This is a genomic window from Streptomyces sp. NPDC058464 (assembly GCF_042721035.1).
In the GTDB taxonomy this organism is placed as follows: Bacteria; Actinomycetota; Actinomycetes; order Streptomycetales; family Streptomycetaceae; genus Streptomyces.
This window is the reverse complement of the sequence record NZ_JBHXMA010000028.1, coordinates 36,441-55,797: the sequence shown is the minus strand read 5'-3', so window position 1 is coordinate 55,797 and position 19,357 is coordinate 36,441. Positions and strand designations below refer to the sequence as shown.

General features: G+C 70.8%; 19 protein-coding genes. 12 read left to right on the top strand and 7 right to left on the bottom strand.

The window, feature by feature from the left end:
• Together ACFWPQ_RS32465 and ACFWPQ_RS32460 are read left to right on the top strand one after the other, a co-directional pair.
• Positions 1 to 1,251 (top strand): alpha-L-fucosidase, encoded by a 1,251-nt coding sequence (locus ACFWPQ_RS32465; RefSeq protein WP_384042585.1) that lies wholly within the window; start codon positions 1 to 3, stop codon positions 1,249 to 1,251.
• Positions 1,252 to 1,442: 191 nt separating this feature from the next.
• Complete coding sequence (locus ACFWPQ_RS32460) at positions 1,443 to 2,321, top strand: sulfotransferase family protein (protein WP_384042583.1); 879 nt, start codon at positions 1,443 to 1,445, stop codon at positions 2,319 to 2,321.
• A gap of 40 nt (positions 2,322 to 2,361) precedes the next feature.
• Here the strand turns inward: ACFWPQ_RS32460 and ACFWPQ_RS32455 are convergent, their stop codons facing one another.
• Entirely contained in the window at positions 2,362 to 4,041 is a 1,680-nt protein-coding gene (locus ACFWPQ_RS32455) for a carbohydrate binding domain-containing protein (protein WP_361305152.1), read from the bottom strand.
• Positions 4,042 to 4,232: 191 nt separating this feature from the next.
• Positions 4,233 to 5,351, bottom strand: a complete 1,119-nt coding sequence (locus tag ACFWPQ_RS32450) for an ATP-grasp domain-containing protein (protein WP_384042580.1) — start codon at positions 5,349 to 5,351, stop codon at positions 4,233 to 4,235.
• Positions 5,352 to 5,697: 346 nt separating this feature from the next.
• On the opposite strand from ACFWPQ_RS32450, the gene ACFWPQ_RS32445 reads away from it, so the two are divergent.
• Together ACFWPQ_RS32445 and ACFWPQ_RS32440 are read left to right on the top strand one after the other, a co-directional pair.
• Positions 5,698 to 6,603 (top strand): metallophosphoesterase family protein, encoded by a 906-nt coding sequence (locus ACFWPQ_RS32445; RefSeq protein ID WP_384042577.1) that lies wholly within the window; start codon positions 5,698 to 5,700, stop codon positions 6,601 to 6,603.
• The gene (locus ACFWPQ_RS32440) at positions 6,551 to 7,231 is read left to right on the top strand and encodes a 4'-phosphopantetheinyl transferase (protein ID WP_384042574.1); all 681 of its coding nucleotides are present in this window, start codon (positions 6,551 to 6,553) and stop codon (positions 7,229 to 7,231) included. Before ACFWPQ_RS32445 ends, ACFWPQ_RS32440 begins: the two co-directional genes overlap by 53 nt.
• Before the next feature lie 14 nt (positions 7,232 to 7,245).
• Here the strand turns inward: ACFWPQ_RS32440 and ACFWPQ_RS32435 are convergent, their stop codons facing one another.
• Positions 7,246 to 7,473, bottom strand: a complete 228-nt coding sequence (locus ACFWPQ_RS32435; RefSeq protein ID WP_361305144.1) for a hypothetical protein — start codon at positions 7,471 to 7,473, stop codon at positions 7,246 to 7,248.
• A 286-nt stretch (positions 7,474 to 7,759) separates the two neighbouring features.
• Between ACFWPQ_RS32435 and ACFWPQ_RS32430 the strand changes: the two genes are divergently transcribed.
• Positions 7,760 to 8,740 carry an alpha/beta fold hydrolase gene (locus ACFWPQ_RS32430; protein ID WP_384042808.1) on the top strand — a complete coding sequence of 327 codons (981 nt, stop codon included), beginning with the start codon at positions 7,760 to 7,762 and terminating at the stop codon, positions 8,738 to 8,740.
• Between the two features lie 39 nt (positions 8,741 to 8,779).
• On the opposite strand, the gene ACFWPQ_RS32425 is transcribed toward ACFWPQ_RS32430, so the two are convergent.
• Both ACFWPQ_RS32425 and ACFWPQ_RS32420 read right to left on the bottom strand, forming a co-directional pair.
• On the bottom strand, positions 8,780 to 9,355 hold the full coding sequence (locus ACFWPQ_RS32425; RefSeq protein ID WP_384042805.1) for a M48 family metalloprotease: 576 nt from the start codon (positions 9,353 to 9,355) through the stop codon (positions 8,780 to 8,782).
• 46 nt (positions 9,356 to 9,401) lie between these two features.
• Positions 9,402 to 10,058 (bottom strand): helix-turn-helix domain-containing protein, encoded by a 657-nt coding sequence (locus ACFWPQ_RS32420; protein ID WP_384042571.1) that lies wholly within the window; start codon positions 10,056 to 10,058, stop codon positions 9,402 to 9,404.
• A 263-nt stretch (positions 10,059 to 10,321) separates the two neighbouring features.
• Between ACFWPQ_RS32420 and ACFWPQ_RS32415 the strand changes: the two genes are divergently transcribed.
• The gene (locus ACFWPQ_RS32415; RefSeq protein ID WP_384042569.1) at positions 10,322 to 10,990 is read left to right on the top strand and encodes a hypothetical protein; all 669 of its coding nucleotides are present in this window, start codon (positions 10,322 to 10,324) and stop codon (positions 10,988 to 10,990) included.
• Positions 10,991 to 11,179: 189 nt separating this feature from the next.
• On the opposite strand, the gene ACFWPQ_RS32410 is transcribed toward ACFWPQ_RS32415, so the two are convergent.
• Both ACFWPQ_RS32410 and ACFWPQ_RS32405 read right to left on the bottom strand, forming a co-directional pair.
• A complete protein-coding gene (locus tag ACFWPQ_RS32410) occupies positions 11,180 to 11,959 on the bottom strand; it encodes a hypothetical protein (RefSeq protein ID WP_384042568.1) in 780 nt (259 codons plus the stop codon).
• 38 nt (positions 11,960 to 11,997) lie between these two features.
• A complete protein-coding gene (locus ACFWPQ_RS32405) occupies positions 11,998 to 12,738 on the bottom strand; it encodes a FadR/GntR family transcriptional regulator (protein ID WP_384042565.1) in 741 nt (246 codons plus the stop codon).
• Positions 12,739 to 12,861: 123 nt separating this feature from the next.
• Here ACFWPQ_RS32405 and ACFWPQ_RS32400 point away from each other — a divergent pair, with 123 nt between their 5' ends.
• The 6 genes from ACFWPQ_RS32400 (at position 12,862) to ACFWPQ_RS32375 (ending at position 19,354) form a co-directional block, all read left to right on the top strand.
• Positions 12,862 to 13,893: an ABC transporter ATP-binding protein gene (locus ACFWPQ_RS32400; protein WP_384042562.1), complete on the top strand. Its 1,032-nt coding sequence runs from the start codon at positions 12,862 to 12,864 to the stop codon at positions 13,891 to 13,893.
• 18 nt (positions 13,894 to 13,911) lie between these two features.
• Positions 13,912 to 15,114 carry an ABC transporter substrate-binding protein gene (locus ACFWPQ_RS32395; RefSeq protein WP_384042560.1) on the top strand — a complete coding sequence of 401 codons (1,203 nt, stop codon included), beginning with the start codon at positions 13,912 to 13,914 and terminating at the stop codon, positions 15,112 to 15,114.
• A gap of 3 nt (positions 15,115 to 15,117) precedes the next feature.
• Entirely contained in the window at positions 15,118 to 15,981 is an 864-nt protein-coding gene (locus ACFWPQ_RS32390; RefSeq protein ID WP_361305128.1) for an ABC transporter permease, read from the top strand.
• A gap of 11 nt (positions 15,982 to 15,992) precedes the next feature.
• Positions 15,993 to 16,808 (top strand): ABC transporter permease, encoded by an 816-nt coding sequence (locus ACFWPQ_RS32385; protein WP_384042556.1) that lies wholly within the window; start codon positions 15,993 to 15,995, stop codon positions 16,806 to 16,808.
• A gap of 57 nt (positions 16,809 to 16,865) precedes the next feature.
• Positions 16,866 to 17,861, top strand: a complete 996-nt coding sequence (locus ACFWPQ_RS32380; protein ID WP_384042553.1) for a LacI family DNA-binding transcriptional regulator — start codon at positions 16,866 to 16,868, stop codon at positions 17,859 to 17,861.
• Positions 17,862 to 18,001: 140 nt separating this feature from the next.
• Entirely contained in the window at positions 18,002 to 19,354 is a 1,353-nt protein-coding gene (locus ACFWPQ_RS32375; protein WP_384042549.1) for an ABC transporter substrate-binding protein, read from the top strand.
• Positions 19,355 to 19,357 lie beyond the last annotated feature (3 nt).

Here is a 19,357-nt window from a genome sequence, read left to right as displayed (position 1 = left end):
ATGGCCATGCAACCCTGGTTCACCGACGCCAAGTTGGGGATCTTCGTGCACTGGGGCATCTACGCCGTGGACGGGGTCCAGGAATCCTGGTCCTTCTACGACGACATCGTGCCGCACGAGCAGTACATGTCCCAGCTGGACCGCTTCACCGGCGCCCACTACGACCCGAAGGCGTGGGCGGACCTGTTCGCCCGAGCCGGGGCGAAGTACGCCGTGCTGACGAGCCGTCACCACGACGGTGTGGCCCTGTGGGACACGGCGTACGGAGACCTCAACCTCGGCCGGGACTACCTCGGCCCCTACGCCGAGGCCCTGCGCGAGAACGGCCTCAAGGTCGGCCTCTACTACTCGCACTCCGACTGGAACCACCCCGACTACGCCTCCACGCGCAAGCCGGGCCGCCCGCCGGAGCTGGAGGACAACCGGTACTCGGAGGTGGCGGCCGAGCACGAGGACCTGGCCGCCTGGGAACGCTTCCTCGCCTACCGGGACGGCCAGATAAGGGAGTTGGCCTCCCGCTTCCGGCCGGACCTGATGTGGTTCGACGGGGAGTGGGACCGCAGCGAGGAGCAGTGGCGGATCCCCGAACTCGCCGCGCTCGTCCGGTCGTACGTCCCGCACGTCGTCTTCAACGCGCGCATGCTCAGCGAGGGCGACTACGCCACTCCCGAGCAGGGCGCCCCCATCGTGCCGCCGGACGGCCCCTGGGAGCTGTGCCTGACGATCAACGACTCGTGGGGCTACCAGCACCACGACCACAACCACAAGTCCCTCGCCCAGCTGATCCGCTACTTCACCGAGACCATCGGGGGCGGCGGCAACCTGCTGCTCGACGTCGGTCCCATGGAGGACGGCACCGTCCCGCAGCCGCAGGTCGAGCGCCTCGAAGGGCTGGGGGAGTGGATCCGCAGGCACGCGGAGGCGGTGTACGGGACCGGGCGCGGCCTGCCGGCCGGGCACCACTACGGCCCGAGCACCCTCTCCGCCGACCGGCGCACCCTCTACCTCACGCTGTTCGACGCCCCGCGCGCCGAGATCGGCGTCCGGGGCCTGGCGACCGAGGTGAACCGGGTCACGGTCCTCGGCACCGGCACCGAACTCGGCCACCGGGTGATCGGCGGGCTGCACGACGCGGTCGGCGTGCTGTGGATCGACCCGCCGGCCGCGGCCGATCTCGACCCGTACGCCACCGTCCTCGCCGTCGAACTGGACGGCGAGCTGGAGCTGTACCGCGGATCCGGCCGGTTCTGACCAGATTCGAACCATAAGTCTGGATTTCTCATATGAAGAATTAAGAGAAGGGTAAGTAGGCAGGTCACGGCGGCTTTTCGGGTCGCCGTGACCCTGTTGGTTTCCCTCCTGGACACCTTGAGTTCGCCTGGCACGCCTGGGATGCGGGACGGCAGGGACGACAGAAAGGCATCACCGTGCGAGACCCGCGAATGTCTGCGATCGCCAAGGGGCTGAGGCGCCGGGGCCGGCTCATGGCGCAGGCGGTGAGCCCGCCCCGCAAGACCCTGGACGCCATCCCCACCCAGCGCCCGGCCGAGCGGCCGAAGCAGGCCTCCGACGACGGCTACACGGCCCCGCTCGCCCCGCGCCTGGTGCAGTCCCCGGCCTTCGTGCTCTCCTCGGTGCGCTCCGGCTCCACGCTGCTGCGGGTCCTGCTGAACAGCCACAGCCGTATCCGCGCCCCGCACGAGATGCATCTGCGCACGGTCCACGTCCGCATGTCCCGGGAGTTCACCGCGGACGCCATGAAGGAGCTCGCCCTCGACCGCGAGGAGCTGGAGCACGTGCTGTGGGACCGGGTGCTGCACCTGGAGCTCAGCCGCAGCGGCAAGGACGTCATCGTCGACAAGACCCCGCCGAACACGCTCATCTGGCCGCGGCTGCACCGATGTTGGCCCGAGGCCCGGTTCGTCCTGCTGCTGCGCCACCCCGGTGCCGTCATCCAGTCCCTGACCAGCCGCCGCGCCGAACCCAACCACGAGGCGATCCGCGCCGAGGTGCTGAACTACGCGGAGAAGCTCGAAGAGGCCCGGCAGAGCCTCACCGGCGCCCACGTCATCACCTACGAGGACCTCACCGCCGACCCGGAGAGCGTCACCCGCGGCCTGTGCGCGTACCTCGGCGTCCCGTGGGAGAGCGGCATGCTCGACTACGGCAAGCAGGACCACGGCACGTTCAGGCCGAAGCTCGGCGACTGGAGCAAGGAGATCAAGTCCGGGAAGATCCAGGCCGCCCGCCAGGCCGACCCGACCGCCGAACTCCCGCCCCGGCTCGCCGAGATAGCGAAGGCGTGGGGGTACCCGGTCTAGGCACCCCCACGCCGACGGTCTCCGTCCGCTCAGCGCTCGCTCAGCCGGTGAAGCCGGCCGTGATCGAGGTGAACTGCCAGTCGCTCTGGCTGATCCCGGAGCAGTTGCTCACCACTCCGCCGCCCGCGCAGCCGCGGTCCCGGTTCGCCGCCCAGAACGCGAGCCGGGCGATGTGGTGCGAGTTCCCCCAGTCGCGGATCTGCGTCCAGATCGCCGGAGTGGTGTTCTCCTGCTGGTCGGACAGGCCGTTCATGCCGGAGATCCCGATGTGCGCATAGGCCGTCGCGTCGTCCCAGCCGAACGTGGACTTCAGCTTGGTCTTCAGCCCCTCGGCCGCGGCGACGGTGTTGCCGTACATGTCCGAGCCGCCACCGAAGTCGAACGGCATGATCGTGAAGACGTCGATGTCCGCGCCGATCGACTGAGCCTGTTCGATCAGCCGGTTGCCGTAGTACGTCGGCCCGGTGGTGGACGTGCCGAAGGTGACGATCGTCTTCAGGCCGGAGTTGTTGGCCTTGACCGTCTTCAGGGCGGTCAGGATCTTCGCCTGCACGGCCTCGTTCTCGAACTCGTCCGTGTTCTCGATGTCCATGTCGACGGACTTGAGGCCGTAGGCGTCGATCACCTTCTGGATCGCCGCGGCCAGCGCGCTCGCCGAGGAGCAGTTGGCGCCGAGCTTGCTGCCCTGCCAGCCGCCGAAGGACGGGGTGACGTCACCGCCGGCCGCCCGGATCTGGTTGATCGCGGTCTGGTCGGCGCCACCGGTCAGCGCCCGGCTGCCGTCCCAGGCCGGCGTGCAGCCGCCCGAGTCCAGCACGAAGGCCATGGTGAAGTTCTTGATGCCGGTCGCGTTCATCACCGTGGTCGGGTTCGGCGGATCCCCCCAGCCCTCGTAGAGGTAGGGCGCGGCCTGCTTGAAGCCGGTCCCGCCGCCGCTGCCCGCGCTCGTCGTCACGGACACGGAGTTGGAGGCGGCCGACACGTTCCCGGCCGCGTCCCGCGCCTTCACCGTGAACGAGTACGCCGTACTGGCCGAAAGGCCGCTCACCGTGGCGGAGGTCCCGGAGACGCTCGTCGCCAGGGTCGACCCGCGGTAGACGTCGTACGCCGCCACCCCGACGTTGTCCGTCGAGGCCGACCACGACAGCGACACGCTCGACGAGGTCTTCCCGGTGGAGGTGAGGTTCGTCGGCGCGGTGGGCGCCTGGGTGTCGGAGCTGCCGCCGGGCCCGTCGAGGCTGATGTCGTCGGCGTAGTACGTCCCCTGGGCGTACCACCCGTGGACGTAGATCTGGGCGCTGGTCTGCGAGGCCCCGGTGGTGAAGGAGACGGTCAGCTGGCTGTACGCGGACGCCGAGGTCGTCCAGGTGGAGGCGCCGCCGGTCACCCCGAGATAGACGTACGAGCCGCGGACCCAGCCGCTGAGCGAGTACGTCGTGTTGGGCTGCACGGCGACGGTCTGCGTGCACTGGGCGGTGTCACTGGAACTCACGGCCCCCGCGAGCGCCTTGGAGCCGCCGTGCACGGGGGAGGACACGACCGAGCCGAGGTTCCCGGAGCAGGACCACGGTGAGAGACTCCCCGACTCGAAGCCGGGGTTGGACAGGATGTTGGCCGCCTGCGCGGTACCGGGCAGCGCGATGGCCCCGGCGAGCGCGAGAGCGGCGGACCCGAGCAGAGCGAATATCCGACGTCTGGAACGTCTGAGCGAGTTGCGCACACGATCTCCCTGAAGGAATGGGGGTGTTCGGGAGTGCACGAACGTGCAGGGGGGTGCGCAACCAAGTTGGTATGGACCAATCTCCCTGTCAAGAAGACGAACGGAAATTGGTCCATACCGGTGAGATGAGAAACCCAGGGGCGCGGGGAAGTGCGCGAGCAACCACGACGGCGCCGCACCCGGCCGACGACCTAGAGCGGCAACACCGCAGCCGCAGCGTCCACCGGCTCCACCTCCATGGGCAACGCGGGCGCCAACACCACGTCGGCCTCCTCGCGGGCCACCGGCCCGCTCAGCACGTGCCGCGGCCCCGACACCACCGCATAGTCCTGCCCCAGGAACGGCGGCTCGATCACCCCGGGGTCCTCGCCCAGTGCCAGCTGCACGGCCGCCCACGGCGCGTTGACCCCGCAGAGCGACAGCTGGTGCAATCCCCCAGCTGGACGCGTGTTGACATCGAGCAGCACGGGCTGGTCGCCGTACATGCGGAACTGGATGTTGGACAGGTAGTGCAGCCCGAAGCCCTCGGCGATGATCCGCGCCGGCTTCAGCCACTGCTCGTCGAGGGTGAACCCGCGCCGGCGCCCCTTCTTGGTGCGGCCCACGGCCATCCGGATCCGGTTGTCGGGCCCCGTGAGGCAGTCGACGGACACCTCCGGCTCCTCAAGCCGCGGCATCACCAGCCAGTCCACCGGCTGGTCGGCGCGGCGCAGCGCGTCCACGACCAGGTCGAGCTGGACGTACGGCCCCGGGAACCCGTTGAGGTGAAAGAGCGAGAAGGGGGCGCGCGTGATCACCCGGAAACCCACACCGCCCGCACCGGCGGCCGGCTTGAAGCAGGCCTTGTGGCCGCCGGCCTCCAACTCCTCGACCGCCGCGACCAGTTCGTCCGCCGTGCGGACCCGCGACCAGGGCGGCACCGGGACGCCCACCGAGCTCACCGCCTCGTAGGCGGTCGCCTTGTCCTCGAAGACTGCGGTCGCCTCCGGCGTCGGCGCCAGCAGGGCCGTGCCGACCGCCTCGAAGTCGGCCCGGTGGGCCACGATCGTCGACTGGTGCAGCCGGGGCACGAAGACGTCGATGCCACGGCGCTGGCACTGGTCGAGGGCGTACTCGACATAGCCGGCCGGGGACAGACCCTCCGGCTCCAGGTCGGCGGTGTCGGCGGCGGCCAGCACGGGGGAGTCGGCGTCACCGTGCGTCGCATGGATGTCGACCGCCCGGTCGCTGGGATTTCTCCGCAGCTGATCCATGAAGAACACGTTCTCCGCGTACGTGCGGTTGAGCCAGACGCGTACGCGAGAGCGCATTAAAGCCGCCTTTCGGGGTTTTCGGGCAGGGGTCAGCGGGCCCGTGCCCGGGCAGGGTGGTTGGAGGGTCACCAAACCGCCCTGGACGAAGGGAAGTTCGTGGCGGTGGTGTTAGGGGGGATCATACGGCTTTCAAGGGGCCCCGCGTGCAACGCCAGTGTTACGGATTTCCCCGTACTGTCCACGCGCGTTTTCCTGCACCGTCCGCGCCGGTTTCCTTGACGGCCCGGAACCGGCACGGAACCGGCCGGGTGACGGCTGACGGGCCGTCGGCCGGGTGGTCTTGTTCGCGGCCCCCGAAGTGTGTTGTGGTGGGGGCCGACGACATGATCGGAAGGGGTACGGGGTGGAGTCCACGGCCGGTGCCGGGCAGCTGCTGGCCATCAGCGACCTGCACATCTCGTACCCCGAGAACCGCGAACTCGTCGAGAAGATGCGTCCGGAATCGGACGAGGACTGGCTGATCGTCGCCGGAGACGTCGCGGAGACCGTCGCCGACATCCGCTGGACGCTGGAGACCCTTGCAGGCCGCTTCTCCAAGGTGCTGTGGGCGCCCGGCAACCACGACCTGTGGACCCATCCCAAGGACCCGGTCACCCTGCGCGGAGTCGCCCGCTACGAGCATCTCGTCGGCCTCTGCCGGGAACTGGGCGTGGTCACCCCCGAGGACCCGTACCCGCTCTGGGAGGGCCCCGGCGGCCCGGTCGTCGTGGCACCGCTGTTCCTGCTGTACGACTACTCCTTCCTGCCGGCCGGCTGCGCCACCAAGGAGGAGGGCCTCGCCTACGCGCACGGCACCGGCATCGTCTGCAACGACGAGTACCTGCTGCACCCCGACCCCTACCCGACCCGCGAGGACTGGTGCCAAGCCCGGGTCGAGGCCACCGAACGCCGGCTCGCCGAACTGCCCGAGGACCTGCCGACCGTGCTGGCCGGGCACTATCCGCTGGACCGGCACCCGACCGACGTGCTCTGGTACCCGGAGTTCGCCATGTGGTGCGGCACCACCCGCACCGCCGACTGGCACCGCCGGTTCCGCGTCGCGACCATGGTCTACGGTCATCTGCACATCCCCCGGACCACCTGGCACGACGGGGTCCGCTTCGAAGAGGTCTCCGTGGGATACCCCCGCGAGTGGCGCAAGCGGTCCGGGGAACCGGGCCGGCTGCGCCGCATTCTGCCGATGGAGGTCGGAACCGGTGATCGAGGAGCTGCTCCCGGACTCGGTGGTGGCCGTGGAGATGCTCGGTGACGAGGCGATCCGCGAGGCCCCGCTCTACCCCGAGGAGGCGGCGCTGGTCGCCCGGGCCGTGCCCAAGCGCCGCCGTGAGTTCGCCGCCGTGCGCGCCTGCGCCCGCAGCGCCATGGAGAAGCTCGGAGTCCCGCCGCAGCCCGTCGTGAGCGGCGAGCGCGGCGCCCCACGCTGGCCGGACGGGCTGGCCGGCAGCATGACCCACTGCGACGGCTACTGCGCCGCCGCCCTGGTCCGCGCCGCCGACCTGGCCTCCCTCGGCATCGACGCCGAACCGCACGCCGCGCTCCCCGAGGGCGTCGCCGAGACCGTGCTGCTGCCGGCCGAGCGGCAGCGGCTCGCCCGGCTCGCGGCCGAGCGGCCCGGCGTGCACTGGGACCGCCTGCTGTTCAGCGCCAAGGAATCCGTCTACAAGGCGTGGTTCCCCCTCACCGGAAAGTGGCTGGACTTCATGGAGGCCGACATCGAGCTCGTCCCGGAGCCCGGTGAGCGGCCGCACGGCATCCTGCGCGCCCGCCTCCTCGTCCCCGGACCGGAGGTCGGCGGGCGGCGGCTGCAGCTCTTCGAGGGCCGCTGGAGCGTGGGGCACGGCATACTGACCTCGTCCGTGGTCGTGCCGCACCCCTGACGCACCGCGCCGGCTCAGGTGGGTGGACACCAGTCGTGCAGCAGCCGGAAGAACGCCTTCTCGTTGCCGGCCAGTCCGGCCCCGGCCAGTGCCTCCTCGGCCTCGGCGAGCACGGCCGGCGGCACCATGAAGGGGCGAGGCGCGTCGGGCGGCCCGTCGAAGGCCGCGCGCACGGTGTGCAGCAGCCTCAGATAGGCCTGGACGGCGGCGCGCTCACGGTCGGTCAGTACGGCGGTGTGCATCGGTCGGCTCTCCCCGTCGGTCGTCGAGGTCACGCGCCCGGACGGCGCGGGCACACCGCGTGTGCGGTGCACACCCCCCAGCTTGCCGGTCGCCACTGACAACGCCCCCGCGCCAGGCCTCGGTTCGCTCGCTTAGCGGAGGCGAAACCTCACCGAAACGCCCTGGGGAAAAGGCTTCCTACCCTGGAAGGAGAGGAATCCGGCCGGGCCGCAGCGAGCCCGGGACAGCGGGGGAGGCCGAGCCGTGGCAGAAGCGGTGCCCAGCCGTCCGCAGCGCTCCGCGCACCTGCGCCCGGTGGGCGACGGGGAACTGGTGGCGCGCCACCGGGTCGTGCACGGCTACCGGCGTGCCTACCGCATCGCCGGGGACGGGCCCGCCCTGGTCCTCATCCACGGCATCGGGGACTCCTCGGCGACCTGGGCCCGGCTCATCCCCGACCTCGCCCGCACCCACACCGTGATCGCCCCCGACCTGCTCGGTCACGGCGAGTCGGACAAACCGCGGGCCGACTACTCGGTCGCCGCCTACGCCAACGGGGTGCGGGATCTGCTGACCACCCTGGGCATCGAGTCCGCGACCCTGGTCGGGCACTCGCTCGGCGGGGGAGTCGCCATGCAGTTCGCCTACCAGTTCCCCGAGCGCACCGAACGGCTCATCCTGGTCAGTGCGGGCGGGGTGGGCCGTGAGGTCAACCCGGTGCTCCGGCTCGTCTCGCTCCCCGGCGCCCACCTGATGCTGTCCGCGCTGCGGCTGCCCGGCATGCGGCTCCAAGTGGGCCTGGCCGTACGCCTGCTGAAACTCCTGGATACCGGCCTCGGCCAGGACGCCCCGGAACTGCTCACCCTGGTCGACGCGCTCCCCGACGAGACCTCCCGCAACGCCTTCGTACGCACCCTGCGCGCGGTCGTCGACTGGCGCGGCCAGGTCGTCACCATGCTGGACCGCTGCTATCTCACCGAGGGCATGCCGACCATGCTCCTGTGGGGCGACCGCGACAGCGTGGTCCCGGTACGGCACGCCCACCGCGCCCACGAGGCGATGCCCGGCGCCCGGCTGGAGATCTTCGAGGGCGCCGGGCACTTCCCGTTCCACGCCGACCCGGCCCGGTTCGTCGCCCTGGTCCAGGAGTTCACGGCCACCACCGCCCCGGCGGACTGGAGCCGTGAGCACTGGCGCACCCTGCTCCGCGACGGCCGCCCCGGCACCGGCCACGGGCCATCCGCGCAGCAGGACCTGCGCGAGGCGAGCGAGCGCAGCGCCACCTGAGCCCGTGCCGCGCCGACGGCGGCCCCCAGGCCGTGCCGCCTACTTCCCCAGGTACCCGAGCGACACCTCGATGCGGCCCGCCACGTCGTGCCGGCGCACCGGCCCGCGCAGGGCCGAACCGGCGAGCCAGGTCCGGCACTTGGTGGCCAGCAGCAGCCCGAAGGTCTCCGCGTCCCGTTCCTCGGCCCGGTCGAAGCGGGTACGGGCGGCCACCCGCTGGACGGCGGCCTGAAGCGCGGCCTGGTCGGCCTCGGTGCCGGTGCCGGTGCCGGTGCCCGCGCCGCCGCCGACCGCAGCGCCGAGGAGCCGTGCGGCCACCCCGACCCCCTCCACGTCATGGCCGCAGTGCTCGGCGTGCATGTGCCACAGTTCGTGGCCGAGGATCACCAACTGGTGGTCGGGCACGGTGCGTTCCTCGACGACGACCAGATCGCGGTCGGCCAGGTCGAGCCAGAGTCCGCTGGCCGTGCCGGGCGGGAAGACCGCCGTACGGAACTGGACGCGGCGGCCGCGGCGGCGGCCCATCGCGTCGCAGAGCGCCCGGTACAGCTCCTGCGGCGGGGCGGGCGCGGGCAGGGTCAGCTCCCCGACCAGCTCACCGCTCAGCCGGCGCATGTCCTTGCCGATGCCCACTCTTCTCCCTCGGCTCACGACTCTCGGCTCACGACTCGGGTCGCTTGACGCTCTCCAGGAGCATGTCCAGCCATTCCGCGACCTTGTCCCGGTGCTGGTCGGTGGGCAGCTGGGCGGCCCGCCAGGCGATCCCGCGCACCCCGTGGTCCTGCAGCAGCCGCTCCAGCGGGTCCTCGGCCGCCTCCGCCGCGGCCCGCTCCCGGTCGGCCAGCTTCTGCAGCAGCTCCTGCTCGACGCGCTGCAGGGCACCGGCGAGCGCCTCGGGGTCCTCGGCGGTGAGGAAGCCCGCGTGCACGCGGAAGAAGCGCTGGAGGGCGTCGCAGTGCTCCATGGTCGGCCGCCGGTCACCGTTGATCAGGGCGCCGGCCTGCTGCCGGGACATGCCCGCGCCGTCGGCGATCTCCTGCTGGGTGTGCTTGCGGCCGTTCGCCTTGAGCCGGGTGCGGCGCAGCAGGTCGAGGCGTTGCAGGAAGCGGGCCTGGACATCGGGCTCGCCCGCTGGGCGGCCGGTCAGCAGGGCCCGGACCACGGGTTCGGGGACACCGCTTGCGAAGGAGAGCCGTCCGACGTGGAACACCTCGGCGTGCGGCACGCCCAGCCGGTCGGCGAGCGCGGTGACGCGGGCGACGGCGGCCGGCAGCTGGGCGGTCGCCGTGGCGCCCGGATCCTCGTAGCCATCCGTCACCGACAGAACTCCTACGTCTCTCAGGGAAATCAGGAAAATAAGGGGAATCAGGGACTTCTCACAGGCACTGCCGTGAACCTCCCCGCATGAACCCCCCGGAGATTAGCGGGTGGTTCGAACTCACATCCAGGTCTCGCCACAACTGTGGCCAATTTCGGACGTCAACAGGCATGAAATGCCACGATAGTTGACATGACTCAGGGTGGAGCAGCAGGATCACATCGCCGCGAGAAGGCCGCATAGGCAAGAGGGGTGACCTCCCGATGGCATATCAGGCAGGTGGGCGGCGGCCGGCGCCGCGGCCCGTCCCCGAGGGCCTGGAGGCCCAGGCGTATCTCCAGGACTACGCGTTACTGCTGGACGCCGTCCCCTTTCCCTCGCTGGTGGTGGACCACCGCTGGGACGTGGTGCTCGCCAACGACGCGTTCGAGACACTTTTCCGGGAGGTCGCCCCGCATCCGACCGCGATGCCCGGGGACAACTTCCTGCGCTTCGTCCTGTTCCACCCGGACGCCGGAACGGTCCTCGGTGCCCACGAGGCGGGCTGGTGCCTGCCGATGCTGGCGCAGTTCAAGACCACCCTGGAGCGGTACGGCCACGACCACGAACTCCAGACGATCCGCCGGGAGATCGCCCAGGACCCCATCATGGAGGCCGCCTTCCGGCAGGGCCTGCCGCACTGGCTGCGCGTGGTCGGAGAGGACGGCGCGCAGCTCGACGGAGCCGTCCGGCCGCTGCTGCACCCGGACCCGCTGCTGGGCGCCGTCGAGTGCCGGGTCGTAGGCGAAACCCCGAAGACCCTTCAGGACATGGGCTACGCGCGTTACACCCTGGTGCTGCGCGCCGTACCCCGCCCCGCCGCCCCGCGCCGCTCCCGGCGGCCCGGCGGCCTGGGCGCCCATCTGACCGTCGTCCCGGCCCCCGAAGGCTGACCCGGCACCGTCGGCGTTCAGGTCGCCGACGGCGCCGGGCCGGACGCCGGTGACGTCCGGCCCGCCGTCTCGCCCCTGCCCGTGCCGCTGTGCCGCATCGAGCGCTGCCTCGCCGGTACGTCAGCCCCGTCACAACCGCTGCCTCAGCCTCGGCCCCGTCACAACCGCTGCCTCAGCCTCGGCCCCGTCTCAGCCGCCTGCCACGACCAGGACCAGCGGCACGCCCAGGCACGGCACCAGCCGCAGTCCGCCGAACGTGCCCGGCCGCCCGCTCTCCAGGACCGCCGCGAAGTCCGGCCCCTTGGTCAGTGAACCGGCCAGCTGTGCCGGGTCCGACGACGCCGCCACCCGGCCGCGGGCGTTGACCAGTCGTGCGGGTCCCGGCAGCCGGCGCAGCAGCGGCAGCGCGGCCGCCTCGAAGTGCCGCAGGTACACGTCGGCGGCGGCCACGCCCAGGAACCGGCCGCCCACCTCCACCGGCGCCGACAGCGTGAGGCTGTACTCGTCCGAGCAGAGGTAGTCGACGTACGGCCCGGCCACCGCCCGCCGCCCGGTGTCCCGGGGCAGCGCGAACCAGTCCCAGTGCGTGTAGTCCGAGTAGGCCGAGGTGCGCGGGTCGAGGTCGAGGAGCAGCGGCCGCACGTCCCCGGAGGCGTCGCTCTGCCACCACTCCAGCCAGGCCGGGACGTCGGCCAGCATCCCGGGCGCGGCCACGAACCCGACACCGGAGACCAGTTCCTGCCGGACCAGCCGCAGATGGAGCCCGGGCCGGAGCGCGGCCAGGTCCGCGGTCACCGCCCGGCGGCCCTCGGCGGCCACCCGGGCCAGCAGCGCGGCCGTGTCCGCGCGGGTCGCCGCCACGGCGTCGAACACCGCCTCCAGGGCGTCACCGACCCGCGCGGCGACGTACTCCTCGGCGGCGTCGAGCGTGGCCGTCACCGGGCCGGAGGGGACGGTGCTGCGGCTCATGGTGTCCTCCGGCGGACGGGGGAGCGGGTACGGCGCGGCTACAGGGCCAGCCGCAGGGCGATGAGCCGTGCCGTCGAGTCCCGTACGCACCGCTCGGCCAGCTCCCTGGCCGATGTGTGCGCCCCATCCTGCACGGCCGAGATTACGGACCGGTGACGGTCCGCCACCTCTTCACGATATTCGTCGTCACCGAGCACAAGGCAGAGCAGCGCCCCGATCTCCGTCTGGAGCGCGACCTGTTCCCGGGTGAGCCGGGCCGACTGCGCGGCGGCGGCCAGCTCCACGTGGAAGCGGCCGTACACCCGGCTGCGCGCCGCCGCGTCCGGCGCCCCGCGCAACTCCTCGGTGGTGCGCCGGAGCTGGTCGAGGTCGTGGTCCTCGGTGCGCTGCGCGGCGAGGTGGGCGGCGGTGCCGGACAGGGCCGCCCAGTGGTCGCCGAGGTCGCGCAGCTCCTCGGGGCTCCAGCCGCGCAGCCGCTCCGTGAGCCGCTCCAGGTCGGGCACCTCGGGGGAGGACACGAAGCTGCCGCCGCCCCGGCCCCGGCGGGTGACCACCAGACCCTGCTGGCGCAGTGCCATCAGCGCCTCCCGCAGGGTCACCGTGGACACCCCGAGCTGTCCGGCCAGCTCGGTCTCGCCGGGCAGCTGCTCCCCGTCGGCGAGCAGGCCGAGCTCGATGGCGTCACCGATCCGGCGGACCACGGCGTCCACCCGCGCGCCGGTGTCCACCGGGGCGAAGACGGCCTTTCGGGCGCCGCCGTCCGTCTGCTGCTGTCTCACGGCCCACCACCCTATGCGTTGACCCAAGCTTTACCTCAGAAGGGTCTTGAGCTTTGAACTATGACTTCATATCTTTCCGGTCACCAGGTGCAACGCAAGAGAGCGGCAGAAAGGTTCCCGCCCATGGAGGCCAGCGCGATCCGGTTGCGGGATCTGCGGAAGTCGTTCGGCGACACCACCGCCGTGGCCGGGGTCGACCTGGAGATCCGGGACGGCGAGTTCTTCTCCATGCTCGGCCCCTCCGGCTCCGGCAAGACCACCGTCCTGCGCATGGTCGCCGGCTTCGAGAGCCCCACCTCGGGCACGATCGAACTCGCCGGGCAGGACGTCACCCGCCGCGCCCCCTTCGAACGCGACGTGCACACCGTCTTCCAGGACTACGCCCTGTTCCCGCACATGACCGTCGAGCAGAACGTGGCCTACTCCCTCAAGGTCCGCCGGGTCCCCAAGGCCGAACGCCTGGTCCGGGCCCGCAAGGCCCTCGCCGAGGTCCGCCTCGAAGGCTTCGGCGGCCGCCGCCCCTCCCAGCTCTCCGGCGGCCAGCGCCAGCGCGTCGCCCTCGCCCGCGCCCTCGTCGGCCGCCCCCGCGTCCTGCTCCTCGACGAGCCCCTCGGCGCCCTCGACCTCAAGCTCCGCGAGCAGATGCAGATCGAGCTCAAGGCCCTGCAACGCGAGGTCGGCATCACCTTCGTCTTCGTCACCCACGACCAGGAGGAGGCCCTGACGATGAGCGACCGCGTCGCCGTCTTCCACCAGGGCCGCATCGAACAGGTCGGCACCCCCGCCGAGATCTACGAACGCCCCGCCACCGCGTTCGTCGCCTCCTTCGTCGGCACCTCCAACCTGCTCACCGGCGAGGCCGCCCTGCGCGTGCTCGGCGAGAGTGGCACCCACAGCATCCGGCCCGAGAAGATCCGCGTCCTCGACGAGACCACCACCCCGCACGAGGAAGGGCACGCCACCGCCGTGGGCACCGTCGCCGAAGTGGTCTACCTCGGCGACGCCACCCGCTTCCTGGTCGACCTGGACGGCGGCGGCCGGCTCACCGCGCTCCAGCAGAACCTCGACACCTCCGCCGAGGACGTCGCCGCCTACCGCGGCACCCGCGTCCGGCTGCGCTGGCAGCGCCGGCACACCGTCCACGTCCCCGACTGACCCGCCGTCCCTCACGTCATGGAGTACGTCGTGCGCCTCAACCGTCTTCGCGCCGCGGCCGCCTGCGCCGCGCTGCTGCTGGCCGCCACCGCCTGCGGATCCTCCGGCTCCGGCTCCTCGTCCGGACTCAACCCGCCCGACCTCGAACCCCTCGCCAAGCTGGGCAAGTCCGAGGGCGAGGTCAACCTGATCGCCTGGGCCGGCTACGTCGAGGACGGCTCCGACGACCCCAAGGTGGACTGGGTCACCGACTTCGAGAAGCAGACCGGCTGCCAGGTCAACTCCAAGGTCGCCGCCAGCTCCGACGAGATGGTCAAGCTGATGAAGACCGGCCAGTACGACGCCGTCTCCGCCTCCGGCGACGCCTCCCTGCGCCTGATCGCCTCCGGCGACGCCGCCCCGGTCAACACCGAGCTCGTACCGAACTACAAGGACATCTTCAGCGGCCTGAAGAACGGCGCCTGGAACTCGGTCAAGGGCCAGATGTACGGCATCCCGCACGGCCGCGGCGCCAACCTGCTGATGTACAACACCGAGAAGGTCAGCCCCGCGCCCACCTCCTGGTCCGCCGTCTTCGACGACGCGGCGACGTACAAGGGCCATGTCACCGCGTACGACTCACCGATCTACATCGCCGACGCGGCCCTGTACCTCAAGGCCACCAAGCCCGAGCTGAAGATCAAGGACCCCTACGCGCTGGACCAGAAGCAGTTCGACGCGGCCGTCGCCCTGCTGAAGAAGCAGAACGCGGACATCGGCGAGTACTGGAGCGACTACCTCAAGGAGATCTCCGCCTTCAAGAGCGGCGACTCCGTCATCGGCACCACCTGGCAGGTCATCGCCAACCTGGCCGCCGACGAGGGCGCGAAGGTGAAGGCCTTCGTGCCGAAGGAGGGTTCGACGGGCTGGTCCGACACCTGGATGGTCTCCGCCAAGGCCGAACACCCCAACTGCGCCTACCAGTGGCTGAACTGGATCGTCTCCCCGAAGGTCAACGCCGAGGTCGCCGAGTACTTCGGCGAGGCCCCGGCCAACGCCAAGGCCTGCGACCTGACCAGCGACAAGAACTTCTGCACCACCTACCACGCGGCCGACGAGACCTACTGGAAGAACATCGCCTTCTGGAACACGCCCATCGAGCAGTGCCTGGACGGCCGCACCGACGTCAAGTGCGTGCCGTACGCGAAGTGGGTGCAGGCCTGGACCGAGATCAAGGGCTGACCCATGGCCCTGCTCACCCGGACCGCGGGGGCGCTGCACCGGCGCCCCCGGCTCCGCCTCGCCCTGCTGCTGACCGCCCCGCTGCTGTGGCTGGCCGTGCTCTACCTCGGCTCGCTGGCCGTGCTGTTCGTCTCCGCGTTCTGGACCACGGACTCCTTCACCTCCGAGGTGGTGAAGGTGTGGTCGACGGACAACTTCCACGAGCTGTTCACGACGCCGGTGTACCGGCAGGTGATCCTGCGCAGCGTCGGCGTCGCCCTCGCGGTGACCGCCCTGTGCGCGGTGATCGCCTTCCCGGTCGCCTTCTACACCGCCCGCATCGCCAGGCCGAGCCGGCGCCCGCTGCTCGTGGTCGCCATCCTCACGCCGCTGTGGGCGAGTTACCTGGTCAAGGTGTACGCGTGGCGGCTGATCCTGTCCGAGGGCGGGCTCGCCGACTGGCTGCTCAAGCCCTTCGGCCTGAGCGGCCCGGGCTTCGGACTGCCGGCCACCGTGCTCACCCTGACGTACCTGTGGCTGCCGTACATGATCCTGCCGATCCACACCGCCCTGGAGCAGCTGCCCGACAACCTCCTCGACGCGTCGGCGGACCTGGGCGCCCGGGCCGGGCGGACCTTCCGGTCCGTCGTCCTGCCGATGGTGCTGCCGTCGGTCGCCGCCGGGTCGGTGTTCACCTTCTCGCTCAGCCTCGGTGACTACATCACCGTGCAGATCGTCGGCGGCAAGACCCAGCTCATCGGCAACCTCGTCTACGCCAACATCGAACTCAACCTGCCCATGGCCGCCGCGCTCGCCACCGTCCCCGTCGTCGTCATCGTGCTGTATCTGCTCGCGATGCGCCGTACGGGCGCACTGAGCAGCCTGTAGAGGAGCCCGCCGTGCAACTCTCCCGTTCCGCGCGGATCGCGCTGCGCGTCGCCGCCGGGTTCGGCTTCGCCGTGATCTACGTGCCGTTGCTGCTGGTCCTCGTCAACTCCCTCAACCCCGACCGCAGCGCGAGCTGGCCACCGCCCGGTCTGACCACGCGCTGGTGGTCGGCCGCCTGGCACAGCTCCGGTGCCCGCGAGGCGCTGTGGACCTCGGTCAAGGCGGGACTGGGCGCCACCGCGATCGCCCTGGTGCTCGGCACCCTGGTCGCGTTCGCGGTCGCCCGGTACCGCTTCTTCGGCCGCGACGCGCTCTCCTTCGTGGTCGTCCTGCCGATCGCGCTGCCCGGCATCGTCACCGGCATCGCCCTCAACTCGGCGTTCAGCACGGTCCTGGAGCCGCTCGGCGTCGGGCTCGGCCTGTTCACCGTGGTCGTCGGGCACGCCACCTTCTGTGTCGTGATCGTCTTCAACAACGTCGTCGCCCGGCTGCGCCGCACCTCGGGCAGCTACGAGGAGGCGGCGGCCGACCTGGGCGCCGACACCTTCCGCGCGTTCGTCGACGTCACCTTCCCGCTGGTGCGCTCGGCGCTGCTCGCGGGCGGGCTGCTCGCCTTCGCGCTCTCCTTCGACGAGATCGTGGTCACCACCTTCACCGCCGGGCCGGGCGTCCAGACCCTGCCCCTGTGGATCTTCGACAACATGACCCGCCCGCAGCAGGCACCGGTGGTGAACGTGGTGGCGGCCGTGCTCGTCCTGCTGTCCGTCGTCCCGATCTACGTTGCGCAAAGACTGTCGGCGGACACGGCGACCGCCAGCCGGGTGTGATCCGGGCCTTGTGACGTTACGCAAAAAGCTTGCGTATCTTGCGCTAGTCTTGCGGGCATGACACGACGACTTGCGGAAGTGGCCAAAAAGGTCGGGGTCAGCGAGGCCACGGTCAGCCGGGTGCTCAACGGCAAACCGGGCGTCTCCGAGGCGACCCGGCAGGCGGTGCTCTCGGCCCTCGACGTGCTGGGCTACGAGCGCCCCACCCAGCTGCGCGGTGAACGCGCCCGGCTCGTCGGTCTGGTCCTGCCCGAGCTGCAGAACCCCATCTTCCCGGCGTTCGCCGAGGTCATCGGCGGCGCCCTGGCCCAGCTCGGCCTCACGCCGGTGCTGTGCACGCAGACCAAGGGCGGGGTCTCCGAGGCGGACTACGTGGAGTTGCTGCTGCAACAGCAGGTGTCCGGCGTGGTGTTCGCCGGCGGTCTCTACGCCCAGGCCGAGGCGCCGCACGACCACTACCGGCTGCTCGCCGACCGCAACATCCCGGTGGTGCTGGTCAACGCGGCCATCGAGCACCTCGGCTTCCCGGGCGTGTCCTGCGACGACGCGGTGGCGGTGGAGCAGGCCTGGCGGCATCTCGCCTCCCTGGGGCACGAGCGCATCGGCCTGGTCCTCGGCCCCGGCGACCACGTCCCCTCGGCCCGGAAGCTGGCCGCCGCGCGGGCCATCGGGGATGTGCCCGACGAGTTCGTGGCCCGCGCGATCTTCTCCATCGAAGGCGGTCACGCGGCCGCGTCCCGGCTCATCGACCGGGGCGTCACCGGCATCATCTGCGCCAGCGACCCCCTTGCTCTGGGCGCCGTCCGCGCGGCCCGCCGCAAGGGGCTCGAGGTCCCCGCCCGGGTCTCGGTCGTCGGGTACGACGACTCGGCGTTCATGAACTGCACCGAACCCCCGCTCACCACCGTCCGCCAGCCGATCGAGGCCATGGGCCGGGCCGCCGTCGAGCTGCTGAACGCACAGATCGGCGGCGCGGTCGTGCCGGCGGAGGAGCTGCTGTTCGAGCCGGAGCTGGTTGTCAGGGGGTCGACCGCGCAAGCGCCGAAAGCCTGAGGCGCACCAGATCCAATCCCCTGTCGAATAATTACAGATTCTGCGTGACATCTTGCGCGGCGGTGCTGCCGGTGCTTGAGTGTGCGGCGCCCACCGGTCCCGGTGCGGCGCCCAACTGCTCCTGTTCTGGGGGGTCACCGATGTCCAGCACCGGGTTCCGCCGTGCTCTCGTCGCGTTCGGCGTCTGTTCCTCGCTCGCGCTCTCCGCCTCGGCCTGCGGGTCGGGCGACGACGACGCGGGCAGCGGCAAGACACGCATCACCGTCAACTGCGAGCCGCCGAAGAGCGCCAAGGTCGACCGGTCGTTCTTCGACCAGGACATCGCCGCCTTCGAGAAGAAGAACCCGGACATCGACGTCGTCGCGCACGACGCGTTCCCCTGCCAGGACCCGAAGACCTTCGACGCCAAGCTGGCCGGCGGCCAGATGGAGGACGTGTTCTACACGTACTTCACCGACGCCAAGCACGTCGTGGACATCAACCAGGCGGCCGACCTCACGCCGTACCTCAAGGAGCTGAAGAGCTACGACACCATCCAGAAGCAGCTGCGGGACATCTACACCGTCGACGGCAAGGTCTACGGCATCCCGCGCACCGGCTACTCGATGGGCCTGATCTACAACCGCAAGCTCTTCCAGCAGGCCGGCCTCGACCCCGACCAGCCGCCGACGACCTGGGAAGAGGTCCGCGCGGACGCCAAGAAGATCGCCGCGCTCGGCAACGGGACCGTCGGATACGCCGACTACAGCGCCCAGAACCAGGGCGGCTGGCACTTCACGGCGGAGATGTACTCGCAGGGCGGCGACGTGGTGTCGGCCGACGGCAAGTCGGCGACCGTCGACACCCCCCAGGGCCACGCGGTCCTGCAGAACCTGCACGACATGCGCTGGACCGACAACTCGATGGGCAGCAAGCAGCTCCTCATCATCAACGACGTGCAGCAGATGATGGGTTCGGGCAAGCTCGGCATGTACCTCTCGGCGCCGGACAACATCCCGATCCTGGTCAAGGAGAAGGGCGGCAACTACAACGACCTGGCCCTCGGCCCGATGCCCGGCGGCCAGGGCACGCTCATCGGCGGCGACGGCTACATGTTCAACAAGAAGGACACGCCCGCCCAGATCCGCGCCGGCCTCAAGTGGCTCGACTCCATGTTCCTCACCCCTGGTGACGGCTTCCTCGGGGACTACGCCCGCGCCAAGAAGAACAACGCGCCCGTCGGCCTGCCCGAGCCGCGCCTGTTCACCGGCGCCGCCGACGCCAAGGACCAGGCGGTCAAGAAGGCCAACGCCAACGTGCCGGTGGAGAACTACCAGGCGTTCCTGGACGGCAACCAGTCCCTGCAGATGAAGATCGAGCCGCCGGACGCCCAGCAGATCTACTCCGTCCTCGACGGCACCGTCTCCGCCGTCCTCACCAAGAAGGACGCCGACATCGACCAGCTCCTCAAGGACGCCAACGACAAGATCGACGGCATCCTGGCCCGGGGCTGACCA